This is a genomic window from Arthrobacter sp. 10N43 (genome assembly GCF_056394525.1).
In genome coordinates this window covers 13,375-30,949 of the sequence record NZ_JBFTIA010000005.1, presented here as the reverse complement: position 1 = coordinate 30,949, position 17,575 = coordinate 13,375, and the positions used below count along the sequence as shown (strand labels likewise).

At 69.7% G+C, this 17,575-nt stretch carries 12 protein-coding genes; 8 read left to right on the top strand and 4 right to left on the bottom strand.

Features of this window, described 5'->3' with window-relative positions; all coding sequences use genetic code 11:
- Together pheT and AC1DDO_RS11795 are read left to right on the top strand one after the other, a co-directional pair.
- Nucleotides 1-2,544: a phenylalanine--tRNA ligase subunit beta gene (gene pheT, locus AC1DDO_RS11800; protein WP_476971858.1), complete on the top strand. Its 2,544-nt coding sequence runs from the start codon at nt 1-3 to the stop codon at nt 2,542-2,544.
- A gap of 44 nt (nt 2,545-2,588) precedes the next feature.
- Nucleotides 2,589-3,332 carry a 4'-phosphopantetheinyl transferase family protein gene (locus AC1DDO_RS11795; protein WP_476971857.1) on the top strand — a complete coding sequence of 248 codons (744 nt, stop codon included), beginning with the start codon at nt 2,589-2,591 and terminating at the stop codon, nt 3,330-3,332.
- Nucleotides 3,333-3,437: 105 nt separating this feature from the next.
- Here the strand turns inward: AC1DDO_RS11795 and AC1DDO_RS11790 are convergent, their stop codons facing one another.
- The 4 genes from AC1DDO_RS11790 to AC1DDO_RS11775 form a co-directional block, all read right to left on the bottom strand.
- Nucleotides 3,438-4,859, bottom strand: coding sequence for a M1 family metallopeptidase (locus AC1DDO_RS11790; RefSeq protein ID WP_476971856.1), 1,422 nt, complete (start codon nt 4,857-4,859; stop codon nt 3,438-3,440).
- A 48-nt stretch (nt 4,860-4,907) separates the two neighbouring features.
- Entirely contained in the window at nt 4,908-8,840 is a 3,933-nt protein-coding gene (locus AC1DDO_RS11785) for a Pls/PosA family non-ribosomal peptide synthetase (RefSeq protein WP_476869330.1), read from the bottom strand.
- Nucleotides 8,841-8,956: 116 nt separating this feature from the next.
- Nucleotides 8,957-9,922: a quinone oxidoreductase family protein gene (locus AC1DDO_RS11780; protein ID WP_476869295.1), complete on the bottom strand. Its 966-nt coding sequence runs from the start codon at nt 9,920-9,922 to the stop codon at nt 8,957-8,959.
- 166 nt (nt 9,923-10,088) lie between these two features.
- On the bottom strand, nt 10,089-11,192 hold the full coding sequence (locus tag AC1DDO_RS11775; protein ID WP_441409480.1) for a fatty acid desaturase family protein: 1,104 nt from the start codon (nt 11,190-11,192) through the stop codon (nt 10,089-10,091).
- 244 nt (nt 11,193-11,436) lie between these two features.
- Between AC1DDO_RS11775 and argC the strand changes: the two genes are divergently transcribed.
- The 6 genes from argC to AC1DDO_RS11745 are packed head-to-tail and all read left to right on the top strand — an operon-like array spanning nt 11,437 to nt 17,488.
- Nucleotides 11,437-12,480, top strand: coding sequence for an N-acetyl-gamma-glutamyl-phosphate reductase (gene argC / locus AC1DDO_RS11770; protein ID WP_476869294.1), 1,044 nt, complete (start codon nt 11,437-11,439; stop codon nt 12,478-12,480).
- Complete coding sequence (argJ, locus tag AC1DDO_RS11765; protein WP_476869293.1) at nt 12,477-13,643, top strand: bifunctional glutamate N-acetyltransferase/amino-acid acetyltransferase ArgJ; 1,167 nt, start codon at nt 12,477-12,479, stop codon at nt 13,641-13,643. Before argC ends, argJ begins: the two co-directional genes overlap by 4 nt.
- Nucleotides 13,644-13,690: 47 nt before the next feature.
- Nucleotides 13,691-14,620, top strand: a complete 930-nt coding sequence (gene argB, locus AC1DDO_RS11760; protein WP_476971855.1) for an acetylglutamate kinase — start codon at nt 13,691-13,693, stop codon at nt 14,618-14,620.
- Nucleotides 14,617-15,906 (top strand): acetylornithine transaminase, encoded by a 1,290-nt coding sequence (locus tag AC1DDO_RS11755; RefSeq protein ID WP_476869291.1) that lies wholly within the window; start codon nt 14,617-14,619, stop codon nt 15,904-15,906. Before argB ends, AC1DDO_RS11755 begins: the two co-directional genes overlap by 4 nt.
- Entirely contained in the window at nt 15,903-16,958 is a 1,056-nt protein-coding gene (gene argF, locus AC1DDO_RS11750; RefSeq protein ID WP_476971854.1) for an ornithine carbamoyltransferase, read from the top strand. The genes AC1DDO_RS11755 and argF overlap by 4 nt, the downstream gene beginning before the upstream one ends.
- Entirely contained in the window at nt 16,958-17,488 is a 531-nt protein-coding gene (locus AC1DDO_RS11745) for an arginine repressor (RefSeq protein ID WP_079551248.1), read from the top strand. Before argF ends, AC1DDO_RS11745 begins: the two co-directional genes overlap by 1 nt.
- The last annotated feature ends 87 nt before the right edge of the window (nt 17,489-17,575 follow it).

Genomic DNA, 17,575 nt, shown 5'->3' with positions numbered 1-17,575 from the left:
GTGCGTATCCCACTTTCCTGGCTGCGTGAATTCGCGCAGGTACCGGCCGGAGCATCGGCCGAAGACGTCATGGCCGAGCTCGTCAAGGTCGGCTTTGAAGAAGAAGCAGTCCACCGCCCCACGGACACCCTCCGGGGGCCGATCGTGGTGGGCCAGGTCCTCAGCATCGTCAAGGAGCCCCAGACCAACGGCAAGACCATCAACTGGTGCCAGGTCCGGGTTGTCCCCGAGGGCCAGCCGCAGACCCTCACTGGCGACGGCATCGACCCCTCCGGCGTGCAGGGCATCATCTGCGGTGCCCACAACTTCGTCGAGGGCGACAAGGTGGTGGTGACCCTTCCGGGCGCGGTGCTGCCGGGCGACTTCCACATTTCCGCGCGGAAGACCTACGGCCACCTGTCCGCCGGCATGATCGCCTCGGTACGCGAACTGGGCATCGGCGAGGACCACGACGGCATCCTGGTGCTGTCCCGGATCGGGCTGGATCCGGAAATCGGCACCGACGCCATGGAGCTGCTGGGCCTCTACGACCAGGCGGCCGAGATCAATGTGACGCCGGACCGCGGATACGCCTTCTCCATCCGCGGCGTGGCCCGTGAATACGCGCACGCCACCGGCACCGTGTTCACCGACCCGGCGTCCAAGGTCCAGGCCCCGGCGGCGCTGTCCGGCGGCTACGGCGTCAAGCTCAACGACGACGCCCCCATCTATGGCAAGCCCGGCTGCGACCGTTTTGTGGCCCGCACCGTTCGCGGCGTGGACGCCACCCGGCCGACCCCGCCCTGGATGACCTCCCGACTCCGGCTCGCCGGCATCCGCTCCATCTCCCTGCCGGTGGACATCTCCAACTACGTCATGCTGGAGCTCGGGCAGCCGAACCACTGCTACGACCTGGACAGGCTGGCCGGCGACATTGTGGTCCGGCGCGCCACGGCAGGGGAGAAGATCACCACCCTCGATGACAAGGAGCGCACGCTCGACGCCGAGGATCTGCTGATCACGGACGCATCCGGGCCCATCGGGATCGCCGGCGTCATGGGCGGTGCCCACACCGAAGTGTCGGACTCCACCACGAACGTCCTGGTCGAGGCCGCCCACTTCGACGAAGTCTCGATCGCACGCTCGCGCCGCCGCCACAAGCTGCCCTCCGAGGCGTCCAAGCGCTTCGAACGCGGAGTGGACTGGCAGGTAGCCGACGTTGCCGCCCAGCGTGTGGTTGATTTGCTGGTCGAGTTCGCCGGAGGCACCGCGGATGAGGCGGGGACCGACGTCGGGACCGCGCCTGACGCCGTCACGATCGAGCTGCCGGCGGGCTACGCCGCAGCACGGATCGGGATCGACTTCACCGAGGAACACATCGTGACCTCGCTGGAAGACCTCGGCGCCGTCGTCGAGGACAACGGCAACGGCCACACCGTGACCGCGCCGAGCTGGCGCAGCGACCTCGAAACCAAGGACGACCTCACCGAGGAAATCGCGCGCCTGGTCGGCTACGACCAGATCCCGGCGACCCTTCCCGTGGCTCCGCCGGGCCGTGGCCTGACCCGTGTCCAGCAGCAGCGCCGCCGCCTGATCCAGGCCCTCGCCGACGCCGGACTCACCGAGGTATTGAGCTACCCGTTCGTTTCCAAGGCCGCCAATGACACCTTTGGCGTCCCGGCCGAAGGCGCGGAGCGCAAGGCCCTGAAGCTGGCCAACCCGATCAGCGAGGAACACGGTTTCCTGCGGACCTCGGTCCTGCCGGGCCTGATCGAGGTGGCCAAGCGCAATCACTCCCGCGGCTTCCGCGACCTCGCCCTCTTCGAGGCCGGGCTCGTGTTCCTGCCCGGCGAGCAGCTTGGCACCGCCTCGATCCCGCCGCTCGGCGTGAAGCCTGGCGACGAGGTCCTGGATGGCCTGTACGACGGCGTCCCGGACCAGCCGCTGCACCTCGCCGCCGTCTTTACGGGGCACGACTCTCCGGCTGCCCCGGGCCACACCCCGCGGGCCTGGGACTGGGCGGACGCGGTGGACATTGCCCGGATCGTCGGTGACGTGCTGGGCGTCGACCTCCAGGTCACCCAGGGCCGGCACCAGGCCTTCCACCCGGGCCGGGCCGCGCAGATTGCGCTACGCACCGGCGACGTGGTGGGCTACGCCGGCGAGCTGCACCCGAAACTGCTGGCGGCCCACGACATGCCGGCCCGCTCCGTGGCGCTGGAACTGAACGCCGACGCCCTCTTCGAGGCCGCCGCCGACGTGATCGTGGCCCGGCACATCTCGACGTACCCGCTGGCCACCCAGGACGTGGCCCTCGTGGTGCCGCAGGAGGTTCCGGCGGAAGAAGTGCTCACGGCGCTGCGTGAAGGTGCCGGCGAACTGCTCGAAGACGTGGCACTGTTCGACGTCTACGCGGGCAAGGGCATCGAGGAAGGCAAGAAGTCGCTGGCGTTCAGCCTGCGGTTCCGCGCCGACGACCGCACCCTGACGGCGGACGAGGCATCCACGGCCCGCGAATCCGCGGTCGCGGTGGCGCACGACCGCTTCGGAGCGGTGCAGCGCTGAGAACCGCGCGAATGACGGCGCTGACGAGCTGAAAGGGGCGGGTCATGGCATCACACCTGGTTGTGCGTGCCTGCCCGCCCTTTCGCATCCCCGGACTCCCCGGCGACCCGGGAGCCGTGGACGTCACCAGCCTGACCAGGCCCGCGGCGGCCGCGTCGGAGCTGGAACGCGACGCTCGGTCCCTTCTGGACGGCGCCGAGCTCGACCGGGCGCGGGCCATGTCCGCACGGACCCGGGAAGACTTCCTGGCCGGGCGGCTCGCCCAGCGGCGGTTCGCCGCCGAGCTGCTGGGCGTGCCGGCGTCGGACCTCACTGCCTGGTACAGCTGCCCGCGGTGCGGCACCGGCGAGCAGATCTCCCACGGCCGGCCGGGCTACCTGCGCCGGGGCCACGCCGCGCCGCTGCTGCTGAGCCTGTCCCGCGCATCGGGCTGGACGCTGCTGGCGGGCGTCGTGGATCCGGAGCGGGGCCAGCGCCTGGGCATCGACGCCGAAGATCCGGCCCGGGCGGACTTCGACGGGTTCGACGACGTGGTGCTGACCGGGGCGGAACAACGGCACCTCGCCGGGCTGCACGGCACCTCGCTGCTGCGGGGCCGCGCCAGGCTGTGGGCCCGCAAGGAGGCGTGGCTCAAAATGCTGGGCACGGGGCTGCAGACGGCACCGGACACCCTCGATGTCTTGGGCCCACGCGTGGACGGCCATGCCGGGCTGCGGGACCTCCCGCAGGCAGAGTCTGGCCTGCCCGGGGAGCTCGTGGCCGCCGTCGCCGTCGTGGTCCTTCCGTAGCGGAAGGTTCCGGACTCGGCCCAGGCCCGCCGGATCCGGCTTTCCGGCCAGGGTTTTTCGGCCAGGGTTTTTCTGTTTAGGGGCCCTGCGGCAATTGCGTGGCCGTCAGAGCGTCGGCGGGGCCGCGTGCGGGAGCGGCGGGAGGGCGTCCTCGAACAGCCAGGGGTGCAGCAGGGCCTCGGCGTCGAGCCCCGTCGTGTGGCCGGCGGCGACGATGAAGTCTGCCGTGGTCACGGTGCCGTGGCGGAACCGGTCCGTCCAGTCGTGCAGCAGGGCGAAGAAGGCGAGGTCACCGCAGCGCACCCGCAGGGCGTGCAGGGCCAGGGCTCCGCGCTTGTAGACCCGGTCGTCAAACATCAGCTCCGGCCCGGGGTCACCCACCATCAGGTCCTGCGGGGAAGCGGCCAGTTTGCGCCACGCAGCCCGGGCCCGGCCCGCCACCGACATGATGCCGGCCTCTTCGGACCAGAGCCATTCCGCGTAGCAGGCGAATCCCTCATGCAGCCAGATGTTCTTCCACGTCGCGGTCGTGAGCGAGTTCCCGAACCACTGGTGGGCGAGTTCGTGGGCGATCATCCTCTGCGACTCCCAGTCCTGCCGCAAATGATTCGGGCCCAGGATGGACAGCGTCTGCGCCTCCAGTGGAATCTCCAGCACGTCCCCGGTCACCACCACGGTGTACTCCGGAAACGGGTAGGGCCCAAAACAGTTGGTGAAGGTCCGCATCATGTCGGGTTGGCGGGCCAGGGCGGCCCGGGCGCCCGCCGCCAGCGACGCCGGAACGGCCACGTACTGCGGCACGTGCCCGGAGGGCCGCTCGGCATTGAGCGTCAGGACCTCGTAGCGTCCGATCTGGACCGTGGCGAGGTAGGTGGCCATGGGTTCGGCCTGCTCGTACACCCAGGTCTCGCGGCTGGCCCTGCTGGTGCGCGAGAGGAGCACCCCGTTGCACACCGCACGGTAGTTCGCGTCGGTGGTCACCGTGATCCGGTAGCTCGCCTTGTCCCGCGGATGGTCGTTGCACGGAAACCAGGAGGCGGCGCCGTTGGGCTGGCCGGCGACCAGCACGCCATCGGAGAGCTCTTCCCAGCCGACCTCGCCCCACAGGCCGCGGCGCGGCGCAGGGTAGCCCTCGTAGCGGATGTCCAGGGTGAAGGCCTCATTGGCGAGCAGCGGAACGTCGGGGTAGACGAGGAGCTGCTCGGCCCGCTGGGTGAACCTTCGCACCCGGCGGCCGTCGAGCTGGATCTTGGTGGCCCGCAGCCCGGCCAGGTCCAGGACGATCGCCGACGTCGGGAGCTGGGTGACGGCGTGCAGGAGGGCGTGCCCGCTAAGACGGTTGCTGCTGACCCGGTAGTCCAGGTCCAGTTCGTACCGGGTGACACGGTAGGCGTTGGTCCCGTGGCCGGGCATGTAGGGGTCCGGGGCGCCCGCCGCCGGACTGATGGCCTGGCTGATTTCCCTGCTGATTTCCCGGCTGATCTCCCCGCCGGCTGCGGCGCTGCTGCTTGCTGCACTGGTGCTCAATGGACGGACCTTCGGGTTGTGGTGCTGGTGGACGTTCGCGGGCCGGGCCTACTGGGGACCGGCGGGCGGTTCCGGCCCGTCCCACGGGCTGACCGGGTTGCCCATCCAGTAGGTGCCGGCGGGGACGGTCTCGCCCCGCATGACGAGGGACGCCGGCCCCACGGTGCCGCCGTTGCCGATCCTGGCCTGCGGCAGGATGACCCCGTGCGGCCCCATGGTGGCTCCGTCATCGAGCGTAACAGTGTCGATGCTCATGACCCGGTCATGGAACAGATGGGTCTGGACGACACACCCGCGGTTGACGGTCGAGTTCCGGCCGAGCGTGACCAGATCCGCCTCGGGCAGCCAGTAGCTTTCGCACCAGGTTCCCCTGCCGATCTTCGCCCCCAGTGCCCGCAGCCACCAGACCAGCGCCGGTGTCCCCGTGGCGGCACGCGCGAACCACGGGGCGCTGACCATCTCAATGAAGGTGTCCACTACCTCGTTGCGCCAAATGAAGGAGCTCCACAGCGGATGCTCGCCGCTGCGGATCCGGCCCACCAGCAGCCATTTGGCCACAACCGCGCTGCCTGCCGCAGTGGCGCCTGCGATGAGGACCACCACGCCGCCCAGGACGGCGGCGACGCCGTAGTTGAACGTGGCCGCCATGGCGTCGAACGCGAGCATCACGCCGACGGCGATCGCGACCGTCAGCATGACAGGGACGAACCGGCACAGCTCCCACAGGGTCCGCGCGACCTTCAGCCTCCGGGGCGGCTGGTACGTCCGCGTGTCGTCGGAGGCGATGGCGGTGCGCCGCAGCCGGACGGGCGGGCTGCCGAGCCATGATGTCCCGGATTTGGCCTTGGCCGGCGTGGCCGAGAGGACCGCGACGAGGGAGTTCTTGGGCACGTTGCGGCCGGCCGCCGTCATGCCGGAGTTGCCCAGGAAGGACCGCTTTCCGATCTTGGCCGGCGCAATGTGCATCCAGCCGCCATCGAGTTCGTAGGAGGCCACCATGGTGTCATCGGCCAGGAAGGCGCCCTCGCCCACGGTGGTCATACTCGGGATCAGCAGCACTGTCGAGGCTTCCACGTTGCGGCCCACCTTGGCGCCGAGAAGCCGCAGCCAGACCGGGGTAAAGAGGCTCGCGTAGATGGGGAACAGCAGATCCCGGGCGAGGTCCAGCACTCGCTCGGTCGCCCACACCTGCCAGCCAATCCGGCTCCGGACCCGGTAGTAGCCCTCGGCGAGTCCGACGCTCAGCAGCCTCGTGGTGGCCAGGATCAGCAGCAGGTTGGTCGCGAACCAGGCCAGCGCGGCCAGGGGGATGGAGAGCGCAATGCCGGGCAGTGCCGCGGACAGCGAGGAGCTGCCCCGGATGAACCCAAAGACCACGAAGGCCGCGGCGGCGGCGGAGATATAGGGGATGAGCGCCAGCCCGGCGGATGCCGCGGCGAAGCCGGCGAACCACAGCCGGCCGATCAGCCGGTGTTCGGGCGGGGAGTCGGGCCACGAGTGCTTGGCCTTGCCGCGCCGCTCGGCCGGTGAGCCTGCCACCAGCTGGCCTGCCTTGACCTTGCCGATCACCGCGGAGCCCGGTTCCACCTGCGCTCCGGCGCCCACAGTGGCTCCGGGCATGAGAGTGCTGCGGGCCCCGACACTGGCGCCTGGGCCAATCCGGATGGCGCCGATGTGGACACGGTCGCCGTCGATCCACCAGCCGGACAGATCGACCTCAGGCTCGATATTGGACCCGGTCCCAAGGGACAGCAGCCCGGTGACCGGCGGCAGCGAATGCAGTTGGACGTTCTCGCCGATCTTCGCGCCGAGCGCCTTCGCGTAGTACGGCACCCAGGGCGCGCTGGCCAGGCTGATGGCGCCGGCGAGATCCTGGATCTGTTCGGCGAGCCAAAGCCGGAGGTGCACACGCCCGGACCGGGGATACGTCCCGGGCACCACGTTGCGCAGCAGCAGGCGGGCCGCGGCGATGGAGATCAGCATCCGCCCCGCCGGGCTGACGAAGACCAGCCACGACGCACCGACCCACCACCAGGAGAGGGTCGGCGCGGCGCTGAAACCGGCGAAGGCGGCCAGGAGATTGTTGGCGGCCATCAAGTAGGTCAGCCAGCGCATGCCGACGAGGACTTGCAGGGGAATGCCCAGGAGGGTCTGGAAGGCCTGGGACTTCCTCGACGTGGGCGTGACGGAACGCTCCTGGGCGGCGACTGCCCCGCCCTCCGGGAGCGACTGGCGGGCCTCGTCCACCAAGGCGCCCACCCGGGGTGTCGCGTAGATATCGGCCACCGTGATGGTCGGATAGCGCACGCGCAGGGCGGACACGAGCTGCGCGGCGGCCAGTGAGCCGCCGCCGTAGGCGAAGAAATCGGCGTCCAGGCTCGTCACTAGGCTTCCCAGCACGGCACTCCATTGCTCCACGATCCACTGCGCGTCATCGGGCAGGTTCAGGGGCGCACCCTCGGCCTCGGCGGCTCCGGTCCCGCTGAGCGGCCAGGGCAGGGCATGGCGGTCCACTTTGCCGCTGGTCTTGGTGGGCAGGGAGTCGACGAGCGTCAAGAGTGGGATGAGCGGCGCCGGCAGGCTCTCGCCGAGCAGTTCGCGCGCCGCCGCGAGGTCGATGTCCACGCCGGACACGGCGGCAAGGTAGCCGACCAGGATCTGGTTGCCGGCCGCGGTGGTCTGGACCGCGGCGGCGGCGCCGGCGACATCCGGCAGCGACTGCAGTGCGGCGTCGATCTCTCCGAGCTCGATCCGGCGGCCGCCGAGCTTGACTTGTTCATCGGCGCGGCCCTGGAAGATCAGGCCCTCCGCCTCGAATTTGACGAGGTCGCCGGAACGGTAGGCGCGCGGCCAGCCCAGGGACGGCATGGGGGCGTACTTTTCCGCGTCCTTGGCCGGGTCGAGGTACCGGGCCAGCCCGACGCCGCCGATGATCAGTTCGCCCACGGACCCTTCGGCGACGGGCAGCGATTCGGAGTCGACGACGGCGAGGTCCCAGCCGTCAAGCGGCAGGCCGATCCGGACGGGGCCGGCCCCGCCCAGCCGCGCCGCGCACGCGACCACGGTGGCCTCAGTGGGCCCGTAGGTGTTCCACACTTCCCGTCCCTCGACGGCGAGCCGCTCGGCAAGGTCCGGCGGGCACGCCTCTCCGCCGAAGATGAGCAGCCGGACGCTTTCCAGCGACTCCACCGGCCAGAGCGCGGCGAGCGTGGGGACTGTCGAGACCACCGTGATGCCGTGGCTGATCAGCCACGGGCCCAGGTCCATCCCGGTCCGGACCAGCGCCCGGGGTGCCGGAACCAGGCAGGCGCCGTGACGCCACGCGAGCCACATCTCCTCGCAGGAGGCATCGAATGCCACGGAAAGGCCGGCCAGCACCCGGTCCTGCGGGCCCACCGGATCATCCTTCAGGAAGATGCGGGCCTCGGCGTCCACGAACGCGGCGGCCGAGCGGTGCTGGACCGCAACACCCTTGGGTGTGCCGGTGGAGCCCGAAGTGAAGATGACCCAGGCGTCGTCGTCGGGCCCTGGCGGCCTCGCGTCGGGGAACGGCCGGGGGTGGTTGCTGTCCGTGACGATCTTGCCGCCGGCGCGAAGGATGGCGGCCACCCGGGCCTCGCCGAAGACCAGTTTGGCCCGCTCATCCGGATCGTCGGCGTCCACCGGGACGTAGGCCGCACCGACCAGCAGCACCGCCAGGATCGAGACGTACAGCTCGTTGGTGCCGGAGGGGATCCGCACGCCGACCTTGTCGCCGGCACCCAGCCCGGCCAGGTGCAGCTTCCTGGCGGTTGCCCGGACTTCGTCCATGAGCTGGGCGTAACTGAGCGAGCGGTGACCGTCGTCCAGCGCGGAAGCATCCGGGAAACGGGCGGCGGTATCGCGCAGGATATCTATGAGCGTCCGCTCCGGCGGGGCGGCGAGTGCGCCCGGCAGCTGGGGCTCGCAAACGGTGTCACGGGGCGCGGGAAGACTCTGCACCGTGCCGGCGTCGGGGGCTTCACTCGGGGTCAGTCGTTGCTCGGTCACTGGCGCATTATCCCTGCATGAGATGAACGGATGGTGTTGCCGCGCGGCCTAAGTGACCGTGCGGCCTTTTAGGGGACCAGGATGACTTTCCCGGTGGTGCGGCGTTGTTCGAGGTCTTCGTGGGCGCGGGCTGCCTCGGCGAGCGGGTAGCGGGCGCCGATCCTGACCTTGAGGCTGCCATTGGCGGCCGCGGCGAAGACTTCGTCGGAGCGCCAGCGGCGTTCCCGGGCGTCGCGAAGATAGTGGGCCATGGTGGGCCGGGTGAGGTACAGCGAACCGCCGGCGTTGAGCCGCTGCGGGTCGAACGGCGGGACCGGGCCGGACGCTGCGCCGAAGAGCACCAGCGTGCCCCGGATGCGCAGCGATTCCAGGGAAGCGTCGAACGTGTCTTTTCCGACGCCGTCGTACACAACGTCCGCGCCAATACCGCTGGTCAGGTCCCGGACCCGCTCCGCGAAGCCGTCGTAGCGCAGCACGTGGTCGGCTCCGGCTTCGCGGGCCAGCTTCTCTTTCTCGTCCGTGGAAACGGTGGTGATGACGTGGGCGCCCTTGGCCTTGAGCAGCTGGATCGTGAGGAGCCCGACACCGCCGGCGCCGGCATGGAGCAAGACCGTGTGGCCGGACTCGACCTTGAAGGTGGAGTTGATCAGGTAGTGGGCCGTCACGCCCTGCAGCGGCAGGGCCGCGGCGGTGAAATCATCCAGGCCATCCGGAACCGGCAGGGCTTTGTCCTCATCGATGAGGGCGTAGCCGGCGTAGCAGTTGATGCCCTCGGCCGTGGCCACCCTGTCGCCGGGAGCGAACCCGGTGACGGCGTCCCCGACTTCCTCCACGGTGCCCGAGGCCTCGGACCCGGGCGTGAAGGGATAGCTGACCGTGTAGACGCCGCCGCGCTTGTAGGTGTCGATGAAGTTCACGCCCGCCGCGGCGACCTTGACCAGCAACTGGCCGGGCCCGGGAACGGGGCGGGCTGTTTCGTCGAGCTCCAGGACCCCGGGCCCCCCGGCCTGGCGGGCGACGATTGCGTGCATCATATGGCTCCTTTTCCGGGAGGGAATCTCTGTCCCGGTCCTTGGGTCCATCCTAGGGACACCGGCGGTAACCATGAAGGGGCCGTTCGTAACCAGCCGTCACGTGATGCTGTTCGTGACGCCGCCTGGGCGTGCCGGGTCCGGCAAGGACGGCGGGGTGATGCGTCCGTTAGTAGCGGCGCGTGACCGTCGCCATCGGGCACTCGAAGTGACGGCCCGCGGCGAGTCCGACGTCGTTGAGGTAGCGGACAATGATCGCGTACGACTGCAGCAGCGTGGTTTCCGTGTAGGGAACCTGGTGTTTGGCGCAGTACTCGCGGACGATCTTGGCGGCCTTGTCCAGCTGCGGCCGTGCCATGTCGGGGAAGAGGTGGTGCTCGGCCTGCCGGTTGAGGCCGCCGAGGAGGATGTCCATGAAACGGCCGCCGGAGATGTTCCGGGAGGTCAGGACCTGGCGGCTGAAGAAGTCCACACGGCTGTCCGCGGGGAGGACCGGCATGCCCTTGTGGTTCGGTGCGAAGGACGCGCCCATGTAGAAGCCGAAGACGGCCAGCTGGACGCCGATGAAGGCGAACGCCATGCCCAGGGGCAGGAAGGTGAAGGCGAGGACCGGCAACAGGCTGAGCCGGACCGCGAGGATCGGGATTTCAACCCAGCGGTGCGTGACCTTGGCCCGGCGGAAGATGAATTTCACCGAATCGATCTGCAGGCCCAGGCCCACCAGGAACAGCAGCGGGAAGAAGAACCAGCCCTGTTTGCGGGTCAGGAACGCGAAGCGCCCCTGCCGGTCGGCCACGGCTTCAGCGTGGAAGGCGATGGGGCCGGGCGCGATGTCCGGGTCCTTGGAAATAACGTTCGGGTGGTTGTGGTGCGCGCCGTGCTTCTGCTCCCACCAGGAGTAGCTGATACCGGCCACGGAGGTGGCGAGAAGCCGTGCGGCCCAGTCGTTGGCGCGGCGGGAGGCGAAGATCTGGCGGTGCCCGGCCTCGTGGGCCAGGAAACTCAGCTGCGTGCACAGGATGCCCAGCGCGGCGGCGATGAGGAGCTGGAACCAGCTGTCACCGATCAGCGCGAAGCCGAACCAGGTGGCGGCCATCAGCAGCACGAGGCTGGCGAAAAGGGTGATGTAGAAACCGACGCGCCGTTCGAGGAGACCGGCCGCCTTGACGCTTTTCAGGAGTTCCGAATAGCTCAGGACCACGGCGTTGGGTTGCCGGACGCGCGATTGCGGACGCGCCGGCGTTTGGGTGGGAAGTGTGGAAGTGGCGGTCATGGAGCGCTGGCCTCGTCACGGTTACGGGCAACGCTGCAGCTGACATTCGCAGCTGCACGGTCTGGATCACCCTTTACCAAGCATACGCCCCCGGGTTTCTGCGGGCCGCCGATCCGGCGGCGAATCCTCTGCCGGCGGAACCCGCCGGGGCGGGCTCAATTAGGCACAGACACTCAATTGGACACAGACCTATCGATGCATAAATATCGGCATCTATGCATACTCTTGCTGTATAGTCGTGTTTATGACTATTTCTGTTGCCGTTTCCGGGGCGAGCGGTTATGCCGGCGGCGAGGTCCTGAGGCTCCTTGCCGGTCATCCCGACGTCACCATCGGCGCCATCACGGCCCACAGCAACGCCGGTTCCAGACTAGGGGAATTGCAGCCGCATCTCCATGGCCTGGCGGACCGGATCCTCGAGGACACCACGGTGGATAACCTGGCCGGCCACGACGTCGTGTTCCTGGCGCTCCCGCACGGGGCGTCCGCGGAGATCGCGGCGCAGCTGCCGGCCGGGACCCTGGTGATCGACGCCGGCGCGGACCATCGGCTCGAGGACCCGGAAGCCTGGGAGAAGTTCTACGGTTCCGCGCACGCCGGAACCTGGCCCTACGGCCTGCCGGAACTGCCCGGCCAGCGCGACGCCCTCCGCGGCGCCACCCGGATCGCCGTCCCCGGCTGCTACCCGACGTCGGCCCTCCTGGCCCTCACGCCCGGCTTCAGCAACCACTTGCTGGAGGGCGAGGACGTCGTGATCGTCTCCGCGTCCGGCACCTCGGGCGCCGGCAAGGCCGCCAAGGTCAACCTGATCGGCGCGGAGGTCATGGGCTCCATGAGCCCCTACGGCGTGGGCGGGGGACACCGGCACACCCCGGAGATCGAACAAGGACTCTCCAAGGCGCTGGGGTCACCGGTCACGGTCTCCTTCACGCCCACCCTGGCGCCCATGAGCCGCGGCATCCTGACGACGGCGACAGCCAGGATTCGGCAGCAGCCAGGACGCAGCGTCACTGCCGAGGAGCTCCGCCGCGCCTGGGCCGAGGCCTACGACGACGAGCCCTTCGTACACCTGCTCCCCGAGGGCCAGTGGCCCTCCACCAAGTCGGTCCAGGGATCGAACCACACGGTTATGCAGCTCGCCTTCGATGAGCACACCGGCCGCGTGATCGTCTGCTGCGCCATCGACAACCTCACCAAGGGGACCGCCGGCGGCGCCGTGCAGTCCATGAACATTGCCCTCGGCCTGGCGGAATCCGCCGGCCTCAACCTCCAGGGAGTCGCACCGTGAGCATCACCGCACCGCAGGGATTCCGCGCCGCCGGCGTGACGGCCGGCCTCAAGGCCTCCGGCAAGCCGGACGTGGCCCTCGTGGTCAACGACGGCCCGTCCAAGGCCGCGGCGGCGGTCTTCACGTCCAACCGCGTCGCCGCGGCCCCCGTGCACTGGTCCCGAGAGGTCCTCAGGGACGGCCGGGTGGACGCTGTGATCCTCAACTCCGGCGGCGCCAACGCCTGCACCGGACCCCAGGGCTTCCAGAACACGCACACCACGGCCGAGAAGACCGCCGAGGCCCTCGGCGTCTCCGCCACCGACGTCGTGGTCTGCTCCACCGGCCTGATCGGCGAGCAGCTGCCCATGGACAAGATCCTGGCCGGCATCGGTTCCGCCACCGCGGACCTGGCAGCCGACGGCGGGTCCGCGGCAGCCACCGCGATCATGACCACGGACTCGGTGTCCAAGCAGGCCGTCTTCACCGGCACGGACTCCAACGGCACGCAGTTCACCATCGGCGGCATGGCCAAGGGCGCCGGCATGCTGGCCCCGGGCCTGGCCACCATGCTGGTGGTCCTCACCACGGACGCCGACGTCCGGCCGGACACGCTCGACGCCGAACTCCGCATCGCCACCCGCGTCACCTTCGACCGGGCGGACTCCGACGGCTGCATGTCCACCAACGACACCGTCGTGCTGCTGGCCTCCGGGGCCTCCGGCGCCGCGCCGTCCGCCGCCGACTTCGGTGCCGGCCTGACCCAGGTCTGCGCCGAGCTGGCCCGCAAGCTGATCGGCGACGCCGAGGGCGCCAGCCACGACATCGCGATCCGGACGTTCAACGCCGCGAGCGAGCGGGACGCCGAAATCGTCAGCCGCGCCGTCGCCCGCTCCAACCTGTTCAAGACCGCGATCTTCGGCAAGGACCCCAACTGGGGCCGCGTGCTGTCCGCCGTCGGCACCACCGACGCGGCCTTCGATCCGGACCAGCTGAACGTGTCCATGAACGGCGTGCAGATCTGCCGCAACGGCAGCATCGGCGATGACCGGAACCTCGTGGACCTCGAACCGCGCGAGGTCCTCGTCGAAATCGACCTGCAGGCCGGGGGGGCCGAGGCCACCATCCTCACCAACGACCTCACCCACGACTACGTCCACGAAAACAGCGCCTACTCCAGCTAACCCCCCGGGGAAGGAACAGTACGGACGAACAGGTAAGGACGAACCCCATGAACACCCAGACCCGCGAGACCACCTCGCAGTCCGACGCCCGGGACAAGGCCGCCACGCTGATCGAGGCACTGCCCTGGATCCAGCGCTTTGCCGGCAGCACCATGGTGATCAAGTACGGCGGCAACGCGATGGTCAACGACGAGCTCCGCCGCGCCTTCGCCGAGGACGTCGTGTTCCTGCACCATGTCGGGATCCACCCCGTGGTGGTGCACGGCGGCGGCCCTCAGATCAACTCCATGCTCGGCCGGCTCGGGATCGAATCCGAGTTCAAGGGCGGGCTGCGCGTCACCACGCCCGAGGCCATGGACGTGGTCCGGATGGTCCTCACCGGCCAGGTGGGGCGCGAACTCGTCGGCCTGATCAACTCCCACGGCCCCTACGCCGTCGGCATGTCCGGTGAGGACGGCGGACTGCTCCGCGCCGTCCGCACCGGCACCGTGGTGGACGGCGAAGAGGTGGACCTGGGCCTGGTCGGTGAAGTGGTGGGCGTCAACCCGGAAGGCATCGTGGACATCCTCGCGGCCGGCCGGATCCCGGTGGTCTCCACCGTTGCCCCGGAGATCGCCGCCGACGGATCCACCACCGGGCAGGTACTCAATGTCAACGCGGACACGGCCGCGGCGGCGGTCGCGTCGGCCCTGGGCGCCTCCAAGCTGGTCATCCTGACCGACGTCGAAGGCCTCTACGCCAACTGGCCGGACAGGTCATCGCTGATCTCGTCGCTGACGGCCTCGGAGCTGCGTGAGATGCTGCCGCGCCTTGAGTCCGGCATGATCCCGAAGATGGCTGCCTGCCTGAAAGCGATTGACGACGGCGTCGAGCGCGCCCACATCGTGGACGGCCGCCTGCCGCACTCGATGCTCCTGGAAACCTTCACGACCGCCGGCATCGGCACCCAGGTGGTCCCGGACGAGGAAAGCAAATGAACCAGATCGAAACAGCACCTTCCACGGACCTTGAGCACTCCCCGGTAGGGGAACTGGTTCACTCGCGCGCCACCGGCGCACAGTGGCTCTCCCGCTACTCATCCTCCCTGCTCGGCGTCTTCGGCACCCCGCAGCGGGTTTTGGTCCGCGGCGCCGGCTGCCTCGTGTGGGACGCCGACGGCAAGGAGTACCTGGACCTGCTCGGCGGGATCGCGGTGAACGCCCTCGGCCACGCCCACCCGTTCGTCACCTCGGTGATCTCCAGCCAGCTGGCCACCCTGGGCCACGTCTCCAACTTCTTCACGAGCCCCACCCAGATCGCCCTCGCCGAGAAGCTGCTGGAACTGTCCAAGGCGCCGGCCGGCTCCAAAGTGTTCTTCGCCAACTCCGGCACCGAGGCCGTCGAGGCCGCGTTCAAGCTGGCCCGCCGGAACACAGGTGCCGCGGATGCGGAGGACACAGGGAAGCCGCGCACCAAGATCATCGCGCTCGAGGGCGCCTTCCACGGGCGCACCATGGGCGCCCTCGCGCTCACCGCGAAGGAAGCCTACCGGGCCCCGTTCGCGCCGCTGCCCGGCGGCGTCGTGCATGTTCCCTTCGGTGACATCGAGGCCCTCCGCGCCGCCGTGGACGACACCACCGCCGCCGTCTTCCTCGAACCCATCCAAGGCGAGGCCGGCGTCCGGCCGCTGCCCGCAGGCTACTTGCAGGCCGCCCGCGAGGCCACCACGGAGGCCGGCGCCCTGCTGATCCTCGACGAGGTCCAGACCGGCATCGGCCGCACCGGCAAGTGGCTGGCCAGCGAGGACGCCGGGATCGTGCCCGACGCCGTGACCCTCGCCAAAGGCCTGGGCGGCGGCTTCCCGGTGGGAGCCCTCGTGACGTTCGGCCCGGAAACGTCCGCGCTCCTGACCGCAGGCCAGCACGGCACCACCTTCGGCGGCAACCCCGTGGCCACCGCGGCCGCCCTCGCCACCCTGCACGTCCTCGAAAACCAGGACGTCCTGGCACACGTCCGGAGCGTGGGGGAGCACCTGCGCGCCGGCCTCGCCGGGATCGACGGTGTGACCGAGGTCCGCGGCGAAGGACTGCTGATCGGTTTCGACCTCGACGCCGACGTCGCCCCCGCCGTCGTCACCGCCGGCCTCGACGCCGGGTTCATCGTCAACAGCCCCGGCCCGCGCACCATCCGGCTCGCGCCCCCGCTGATCCTGACCACCGAGCAGGCCGACCGCTTCCTCGCCGCCCTGCCGGCCCTCCTCCAGACCGCAAAGGACGCCCAGTGACCGCCGCCGTGACCGCACCTGAAACTTCGACAAGACCCGTCCGCCACTTCCTCAAGGACACCGACCTCAGCCCGGCCGAGCAGGCCGAGGTGCTCGAGCTCGCCGTCCGGATGAAGGCCGCGCCCTACAGCGTGCAGCCCTTCGCCGCGGAAGGCAACGGCCGACAGACCGTGGCCGTCATCTTCGACAAGACCTCCACCAGGACCCGCGTCTCCTTCGCCACGGGCATCGCGGACATGGGCGGCAACGCGCTCATCATCAACCCCGGCGAGGCACAGATCGGGCACAAGGAATCGGTCGAGGACACCGCCAAGGTGCTCGAACGCATGGTCTCCACCATCGTGTGGCGCACCGGCGCGCACGCCGGGCTCGTCGCCATGGCCGCGAACTCGCGCGTCCCGGTCATCAACGCCCTGTGCGACGACTACCACCCGTGCCAGCTGCTCGCCGATCTCCTGACCGTCAAGGAACACAAGGGAGGCCTCAAGGGCCTGACCATGGCGTACCTGGGCGACTCCGCCAACAACATGGCCAACTCCTACCTGCTGGCCGGCGTCACGGCAGGCATGAACGTCCGCATCGCCGGACCCGAAGGCTACCTGCCGTCCGCGGAGATCGTTGCCGCCGCCGAGGACCGCGCCGCGGAAACCGGGGGATCGGTGCTCGTCACGGTCGACGCCGCCGAGGCCCTCCTGGGCGCCGACGTCGTCGCCACTGACACCTGGGTGTCCATGGGCCAGGAGGCGGAGAAGGAAGCGCGGATGAAGCTGTTCCGCGCGTATTCCGTGGATGCCGCGGCGATGGAACTCGCGGCGCCGGACGCCGTCGTGCTCCACTGCCTGCCGGCCTACCGGGGCTACGAGATCGCCGCGGACGTCATTGACGGCCCGCAGTCCATCGTCTGGGACGAGGCCGAAAACCGGCTCCACGCCCAGAAAGCGCTCATGGCCTGGCTCATGCACCGCTCCGGCCTGGCTGTTGTTGACGGGCTCGCGCCGGTCAATGGGCTCGCGCCGGTCGACGTGCCCGCACCGGTGGACGGCTTGGCCTGATGTCCGTCCAGCCCGCCTCGCCGGGGGCCAGCCCGGCCACCAAAACAGCCCGGCAGGCGCGGATCACGGCGATCCTGACCGGCGAATCGGTCCGTTCCCAGGCCGAGCTCGCGGCGCTGCTCGCGGACGACGGCGTCCAGGTCACCCAGGCCACGCTCTCGCGCGACCTGGTGGAACTCGGCGCCGTCCGGGTCCGCGGCAAGGACGGCGTGCTGGTCTACGCCGTTCCGGGGGAGGGCGGCGAACGGGCGGCCAAAAGCGGCGTGACACAGGAAATCCTCGACGCCCGGCTGACCCGGTTGTGCGGGGAACTGCTTGTCACCGCCGAGGCCTCCGCCAACCTCGTGGTGCTGCGGACCCCGCCGGGCGCCGCGAACTTCCTGGCCCTCGCCATCGACCACTCCGTGATGCCCTCGATCCTGGGCACCATCGCGGGGGACGACACCGTCCTGCTCGTCACCCGGGACCCCCTGGGCGGCGCGGACATCGCCGCACGCTTCCTGCAGTTCGCCGAGGAAGCCGGCCAATAAGCCACACCATGGGCCGTTCACAGGACCGGGCACACCCGGCTTGTGACAGGCTTGCAACAGACACCAATAAACTAAACAACTAAGGAG

Coding starts and splice junctions, on each gene's coding strand:
- AC1DDO_RS11795 (WP_476971857.1), top strand. CDS start 2,589: ATGGCATCACACCTGGTTGTGCGTGCCTGCCCGCCCTTTCGCATCCCC.
- AC1DDO_RS11780 (WP_476869295.1), bottom strand. CDS start 9,922: ATGATGCACGCAATCGTCGCCCGCCAGGCCGGGGGGCCCGGGGTCCTG.
- AC1DDO_RS11775 (WP_441409480.1), bottom strand. CDS start 11,192: ATGACCGCCACTTCCACACTTCCCACCCAAACGCCGGCGCGTCCGCAA.
- argC (WP_476869294.1), top strand. CDS start 11,437: ATGACTATTTCTGTTGCCGTTTCCGGGGCGAGCGGTTATGCCGGCGGC.
- argB (WP_476971855.1), top strand. CDS start 13,691: ATGAACACCCAGACCCGCGAGACCACCTCGCAGTCCGACGCCCGGGAC.
- AC1DDO_RS11755 (WP_476869291.1), top strand. CDS start 14,617: ATGAACCAGATCGAAACAGCACCTTCCACGGACCTTGAGCACTCCCCG.
- AC1DDO_RS11745 (WP_079551248.1), top strand. CDS start 16,958: ATGTCCGTCCAGCCCGCCTCGCCGGGGGCCAGCCCGGCCACCAAAACA.